At 69.3% G+C, this 6,648-nt stretch carries 5 protein-coding genes and 1 pseudogene; 4 read left to right on the top strand and 2 right to left on the bottom strand.

The annotated features are described in order from the left end of the window. The coding region (gene msrQ, locus B551_RS11570; RefSeq protein WP_023264131.1) for a protein-methionine-sulfoxide reductase heme-binding subunit MsrQ at window positions 1-652 on the top strand (652 nt) is incomplete at its 5' end. On the opposite strand, the gene lysA is transcribed toward msrQ, so the two are convergent. Then, window positions 649-1,920: a diaminopimelate decarboxylase gene (gene lysA / locus B551_RS11565; protein WP_006579268.1), complete on the bottom strand. Its 1,272-nt coding sequence runs from the start codon at window positions 1,918-1,920 to the stop codon at window positions 649-651. The genes msrQ and lysA overlap by 4 nt on opposite strands. 428 nt (window positions 1,921-2,348) lie before the next feature. Between lysA and cyaY the strand changes: the two genes are divergently transcribed. Then, the gene (cyaY, locus tag B551_RS11560) at window positions 2,349-2,684 is read left to right on the top strand and encodes an iron donor protein CyaY (RefSeq protein WP_043439025.1); all 336 of its coding nucleotides are present in this window, start codon (window positions 2,349-2,351) and stop codon (window positions 2,682-2,684) included. Window positions 2,685-2,872: 188 nt separating this feature from the next. On the opposite strand, the gene B551_RS11555 is transcribed toward cyaY, so the two are convergent. Continuing rightward, window positions 2,873-5,251, bottom strand: a complete 2,379-nt coding sequence (locus B551_RS11555; protein WP_023264130.1) for a penicillin-binding protein 1A — start codon at window positions 5,249-5,251, stop codon at window positions 2,873-2,875. A gap of 638 nt (window positions 5,252-5,889) precedes the next feature. Here B551_RS11555 and B551_RS11550 point away from each other — a divergent pair. Together B551_RS11550 and B551_RS11545 are read left to right on the top strand one after the other, a co-directional pair. Then, on the top strand, window positions 5,890-6,414 hold the full coding sequence (locus tag B551_RS11550; RefSeq protein ID WP_172682462.1) for a PilN domain-containing protein: 525 nt from the start codon (window positions 5,890-5,892) through the stop codon (window positions 6,412-6,414). Further along, a pseudogene (locus tag B551_RS11545) lies at window positions 6,401-6,648 on the top strand (hypothetical protein); the annotation flags it as partial. The gene B551_RS11550 and the pseudogene B551_RS11545, both read left to right, overlap by 14 nt.

Raw genomic sequence — 6,648 nt, 5'->3', positions numbered from 1 at the left:
CGCCACGCCCGGCACCTTGCCGCCGGTGCGGCTGCGCGCGCTGAAGACGCTGATCTGGGTACTGGCGCTGCTGCCGTTCGCACGGCTGGTCTATCTTGGCGCGACCGGCCAGTACGGCGCCAATCCGCTGGAATTCGTCACGCGCTCCACCGGCACCTGGACGCTGGTGACGCTGTGCGCGACGTTGGCGGTGACGCCGCTGCGGCGCCTGAGCGGCTGGAACTGGCTGCTGCGGATACGGCGGTTGCTGGGCCTGTTCGCCTTCTTCTACGGCACGCTGCATTTCCTGCTGTGGCTCGGCGTGGACCGCGGCTTCGACCTGGCCTATATGGCCAAGGACGTGTTCAAGCGTCCGTTCATCACGATGGGGTTTGCGGCGTTCGTGCTGATGGTGCCGCTGGCCGCGACCTCGACGCATGCGATGGTGCGGCGCCTGGGCGGGCGGCGCTGGCAGGCCCTGCACCGCAGCGTCTATGCGATCGCGGTGCTGGCGATCCTGCACTACTGGTGGCACAAGGCCGGCAAGAACGATTTTGGCGAGGTGTCGATCTACGCCGCGGTGGTCGCGGCGTTGCTCGGGGTGCGGCTGTGGTGGTGGTGGCGCGGGACCGGCCGCGCCGCACCCGCGCCGAACGGGTCGTCGCGATCTTAGCGCGGCAGCAGCTTCTCGTCGCGGAACAGGTCCTCGACGCGCTCGCGGGCGCGCACCAGATGCACCGTCTCGCCGTCGACCATCACCTCGGCCGCGCGCGGGCGGGTGTTGTAGTTCGAGCTCATCACGAAGCCATAGGCACCGGCCGACATCACGGCCAGCAGATCGCCCGGCGCGACCGCCAGCGCGCGATCGCGGCCGAGCCAGTCGCCCGATTCGCACACCGGGCCAACCACGTCGTAGGTCACGGCCTCGCCCGGATTTGTCCCCGCATGCGGCACCACCGGCTCGATCCGATGGAAGGCCTCGTACATCGCCGGACGCGCCAGATCGTTCATCGCCGCATCGACGATGCAGAAGTTCTTGGCCTCGCCCGGCTTCAGGAATTCGACGCGCGTCAGCAGCACGCCGGCATTGCCCACCAGCGAGCGGCCCGGCTCGAACAGTACCTCGCGATGGCCGTGGCCGCGCTGCGCCACGCGCTCGAGCAGCGTGCGCGCGAAGCCGGTGATATCGGGCGGCGTCTCGTCGTCATAGGTGATGCCCAGCCCGCCGCCGACATCGATATGCGACAGAACGATGCCTTCGCGCTCGAGCGCCTCGACCACGTCGAGCACCTTGTCCAGCGCCTCCAGATAGGGCGACACCTCGGTGATCTGCGAGCCGATATGGCAGTCGATGCCGGTGATCTGCAGGTGCGCCAGCGCGGCCGCGGCGCGGTAAGTCGGCAGCACGTCGTCGAAGGCGATGCCGAACTTATTGCCCTTGAGCCCGGTGGAGATATACGGATGGGTGCGCGCGTCGACGTCCGGATTGATCCGCAGCGACACGCGCGCGCGCTTGCCGACGCGGCCCGCGACCGCGTTCAGGCGGTCGAGCTCGGGGATCGATTCGACGTTGAAGCACAGCACGTCGTGCGCCAGGGCCAGCTCCATCTCGGCCTCGGACTTGCCGACGCCCGAGAACACGACCTTGCGCGGATCGGCGCCGACCGCCAGCACGCGCTGCAGTTCGCCGCCGGAGACGATGTCGAAGCCCGCGCCGAGCTGCGCGAACACCTGCAGCACGGCGAGGTTCGAATTGGCCTTCATCGCGTATTGCACGCGCGCGCGATGGCCCGCGCAGGCGGCGGCGTAGGCCTGGTAGGCGGCGGTCAGCGCCGCGCGCGAATAGACATAGGTCGGCGTGCCGAACTGCTCGGCGATACGGGCGAGCGGCACCTGTTCGACGGCAAGGGCACCGTCGCGGCGATGGAAAAATGCGGTCATGTTATCGAGCGGCAGGAGCGGACGCGGGCGCGGCGGACGATGGCGATGAAGACGACGAAGACGTGCGGGCCGGCGGCGTGCGCGCGGGCATCGGTGCGGCGTCCGGCTGCGACAGGCCGGGATCGGGGACGCTGGGTTGCACCGGCGCGGGCGGGCGCTGCGGCATCACCAGCGGGCCGCGAATGCCGCATCCGCCGAGCAGGGGCATCGCTAGGCCGGCGGCAAACGCCGCTACAATCGCAACACGACGCAACATCGGGTCGTCCTTGGAAACAGGGGTCGAACGGGAGGCGGACCGGAGCAGCCGGGCCGGGCAACGGTGCCCGCGGGCACTCGGGTCGGCAACTGGATTGGCCCGCAGAACAATGCATCAGCCCGGAACGGGTCCCGGCAGGGACCGGCCGCGGCTGGCGGTCTTGGAGTGTAGCATGTCCCTTTTGAGCGAAAGCGAGTTCCTGGCGCTGGCGAGCGGCGAGCTGGATCGTCTGGAAAGCGCGATCGAGCAGGCCGCCGATGCGGCCGACGCCGATATCGAGATCAACCGCAGCGGCAATGTGATGGAGCTCGAGTTCGAGGACGGCTCGAAGATCATCATCAACAGCCAGGCGCCGATGCAGGAGCTGTGGGTGGCGGCGCGCGCGGGGGGCTTTCACTTCCGCCGCGACGGCGAACGCTGGGTCGACACGCGCGAGGGCACCGAGCTGTACCAGGCGCTGACGCGCTACCTGAGCCAGCAGGCCGGCACCGCGCTGACGCTGGACTGAGGCCCGCACGCACGCCAAGGAACGCTTAACACCACCACGTCATTCCCGCGAAAGCCGGAATCCGGCGTCTTGCAAAGCCACTGGGTCCCCGCGTTCGCGGGGACGACGGTCGCGATCAGTAAAAAGGCCAGCCCATCGGGCTGGCCTTTTTTGCTGTGCGATCGGCTGGAGCCGACGGCGCGGCCGCATCAGCCGCCGCCGAACATCTCCAGGATCCGGCGCTTTTCCTGCTCGAGGTCGGCCGCCGACGGCGCGGCCGGGTCGGGCGCCTTGCCCGGCCACGGATCGCCCAGGCCGACCGACGCCACGCCCGCGCCGCCGGCATTCTCTTCCAGCGTCCAGTCGCCGGCCACCATCACCACGCCTTCCGGCGGCTGGCGATCCGGGCTCTCGGGCACGCCCTTGAGCATCTTGGACATGTAGCTGATCCAGATCGGCAGCGACAGGCCGCCGCCGGTCTCGCGCACGCCCAGGCTCTTGGGCTGGTCGTAACCCATCCACGCCACCGCCACCAGCTTCGGCGTATAGCCGGCGAACCAGGCGTCGACCGCATCGTTGGTGGTACCGGTCTTGCCGGCCAGGTCGCTGCGGCCCAGCCGCTGCTTGGCCGTGTACGCGGTGCCGGTGCGCACCACGTCGCGCAGCATGCTGTCGGCGATGAAGGCCGTGCGCGCGTCCAGCACCCGTACCGCGTCTTCGCCGGCGCGCTGCGGCTTGGTCTCGGACAGGACGTTGCCGCGCGCGTCCACCACGCGCTGGATCAGGTAGGGGTTGATGCGATAGCCGCCGTTGGCGAACACCGAATAGGCGCCCGCCATCTGCAGCGGCGTCACGCTGCCCGAGCCCAGCGCCATCGGCAGGTAGGCCGCGTGCTTGTCGGCATCGAAGCCGAAGCGCGTGATGTACTCCTGCGCGTACTGCGTGCCGATCGCGCGCAGGATCCGCACCGACACCAGGTTCTTCGACTTGGCCAGCGCGCGGCGCATCGTCATCGGACCTTCGAAGCGGCCGTCGTAGTTCTTCGGCTCCCACACCTGGCCGCCGGTATCAGGGCCGATCGACAGCGGCGCGTCGTTGATCACGGTCGCCGGCGAGAAGCCCTTTTCCAGCGCGGCGGTATAGATGAACGGCTTGAAGCTCGAACCCGGCTGGCGCCAGGCCTGCGTGACGTGGTTGAACTTGTTGCGGTTGAAGTCGAAGCCGCCGACCATCGCGCGGATCTCGCCGTCCTCCGGGTTCAGCGAGATGAACGCCGCGGCCACCTCGGGCAGCTGCGCCACCGACCACGCGCCCTTGTCGTTCTGCACCACGCGGATGATCGCGCCTGGGCGGATCTTGACCTTGGGCTGGGCGTTGGCCGCCAGCGACGGCGCGATATAGCGCAGCGCCGAGCCTTCGATCACCACCTCCTCGCCGGACAGCAGCACGGCGCGCACCTGCTTGCTCGATGCCGCGGTGACCACTGCCGAGCGCATGTCGTCGCTGGCCGGATGCTCGACCAGCGCGTCGTCGATGGCCTGCTCGCGCTCGGCCGGATCGGACGGCAGGTCGATGAAGGCCTCGGGGCCGCGATAGCCGTGCTTGCGCTCGTAGTTCATGATGCCGGCGCGCACCGCCTCGTAGGCCGCGTCCTGGTCGGCCTTGGTCAGCGTGGTGTACACCGTCAGCCCGCGCGTGTAGGTTTCCTCGCGGTATTGCGCGTACATCAGCTGGCGCACGATCTCGGCCACGTATTCGGCGTGGGTCGAGAACTCGTTGCCCTCGTTGCGAACCCTCAGCTCTTCGTGGACCGCCTCGTCGTACTGCTGCGGCGTGATGTAGCCCAGGTCGCGCATCCGCTGCAGGATGTATTCCTGCCGTACCTTGGCGCGCTTGCGGTTGACCACCGGGTTGTAGGCCGACGGTGCCTTCGGCAGGCCGGCCAGCATCGCCGCCTCGGCCACCGTGACGTCCTTGATCGACTTGCCGAAGTAGACGCGCGCGGCGCTGGAGAAGCCGTAGGCGCGCTGGCCCAGGTAGATCTGGTTCATGTACAGCTCGAGGATCTGATCCTTGCTCAGGTTCGCCTCGATCTTGTACGCCAGCATCATCTCGTAGATCTTGCGGGTGTAGGTCTTCTCGCTGGACAGGAAGAAGTTGCGCGCCACCTGCATCGTGATGGTCGACGCGCCCTGCGACAGGCCGCCGCGCAGATTCGCCAGACCCGCGCGCAGCACGCCGATGAAATCGACGCCGCCATGCTCGTAGAAGCGGTCGTCCTCGATCGCCAGCACGGCTTTCTTCATCACGTCGGGGATTTCGGCGATCGGCACGAAGTTGCGCCGCTCCTCGCCGAATTCGCCGATCAGCACGTTGTCGGCGGTGTAGATGCGCAGCGGAATCTTCGGACGGTAGTCGGTCAGCGTATCGAGCGACGGCAGGTTCGGCGCCGCGACCAGCAGCGCGTAGCCGAGCAGCAGGGCCACCGTGACGACACCCGCGGCCATCAGGCCCAGCGCCCAGTAGCTGGCGCGTATCCACAGCGGGCGGCGAGCCGGTTTAGCCGGCTTCTGTTGTGCAGTAGCCATTGGGTAATACCTAGTTGGAGGTGCCCGGATTATATCGCCCGCGTTCGCGGCTCCCGGGCGGGTAGTGCCGTGGCGGGCGCATCCATGCTGTTACAAGATGTAAGGCCAAAAATCGTCGCCGCTGATACCAGTATGGGCGCCCGCGGCCCAAGCGCAATCGCGCCGTGACTTGCGAAAACTGGCTCGATGGGCATGGCGTCGCATTGCCGGTGCCGTGTCCGGCTGCCGAGAATCGGTCCATCGGCGCGGCCTCGATCGTGGCGCGGATCGCGGTGTCGGCGACGGGCGGGCAGGCAAGCGGCGGGGCGGCAGGGTGGCGGCGGGTAGGCGGTGACTTGGCGGCGGCAGGATCGGCGGTCAGCAGGGAAAGCGCCGGTTAGAGCCGCGTTTGGGCCGCCGAGTTCAACGCCGCGCCGGACCAGGGAATCGACGAAGGGGCTCGACGGATGGAAAGGAGCATACCGGGGCAGCGGGTTTGGCGGCGGGGATCGGGTCGCGCGGCGCGGATTGCAGGTCTGGCATGTCGTCGTGCACGTCGTCTCGCCCGTCATCTGGCGCGGCGGGCTGGTTCATTGCGGCCGGGATGGCGTGCCGCTGCCGGCGTTGCCGGCGCTGCCGTGCTGTTGGGTGGCTATGGCGTGGATCGGCGTATCGCGGCCGTCGAGGTCGAGAACCGCGCGCTGGCCGAGCGGGCCCGCCAATGGGAAGCGCCGGCGCGCGACGCCGCCCGGCTGCGGCAGGAGATCGACGTGGCGAGCCGGCGCGGCCGCGCGCTCGATGCGCTGCTGCGGAACCGCGTCCGGCCCGCGCAACTGCTCGATGCGCTGGCCCGCCTTGTGCCGCCAGGCGTCCATCTTGGCGCCGTCAGCCAGCAGGACGACACGGTGACGATCGAAGGCGTGGCGCGCCGTCACGAGCGCGTGGCGGCATTGCTGCGCGCGTTCCAGCCGTTGCCGTGGCTGGCGCGGGCCGAACTGATCGAGTCCCGGGCGGCATCTTCCGGGGCGGGCGCGGCTGGCACAGCGGACGATGCGGCGGCGGGATTCGCGTTCTCGGTGCGGCTGGTCTATCGCCCGGCCGACACCACCGGCACGGGCAGCACGGTCGGGGCTTCCGCGCCAACGTCGTCGCAGCCGCACGGGAGCGTGGATGGTCCCGCATGAAGACGATGAGCTGCCGCCGGCCTCGGCGTCCTGGCTCGGCCACGCGGCGCAAGGCGATGCCGGCGCGCTGCGCGGGTTTGCCGCCTGGCCACCGCTGTGGCCGATGCTGGTCGCGTGCGCGGTGCTGGTCGCGGGCTGGCAGTGGCATTGGCGCGACAAGCTGGCCTTGCTCGACAGCCGGCGGGCCGAGCAAGCCGCGCTGCGCCAGTCCGCCGCGCGACAGGCGGCCGAGGC

Source organism: Cupriavidus sp. HPC(L) (genome assembly GCF_000307735.3).
Classification (GTDB): domain Bacteria; phylum Pseudomonadota; class Gammaproteobacteria; order Burkholderiales; family Burkholderiaceae; genus Cupriavidus.
The sequence above is the reverse complement of the archived record's forward strand: the minus strand, read 5'-3'. Positions and strand labels throughout refer to the sequence as shown.

Bases quoted from the DNA above. Each gene is read 5' to 3' on its own strand.
- lysA (WP_006579268.1), bottom strand. From the start codon at position 1,920: ATGACCGCATTTTTCCATCGCCGCGACGGTGCCCTTGCCGTCGAACAG.
- cyaY (WP_043439025.1), top strand. From the start codon at position 2,349: ATGTCCCTTTTGAGCGAAAGCGAGTTCCTGGCGCTGGCGAGCGGCGAG.
- B551_RS11555 (WP_023264130.1), bottom strand. From the start codon at position 5,251: ATGGCTACTGCACAACAGAAGCCGGCTAAACCGGCTCGCCGCCCGCTG.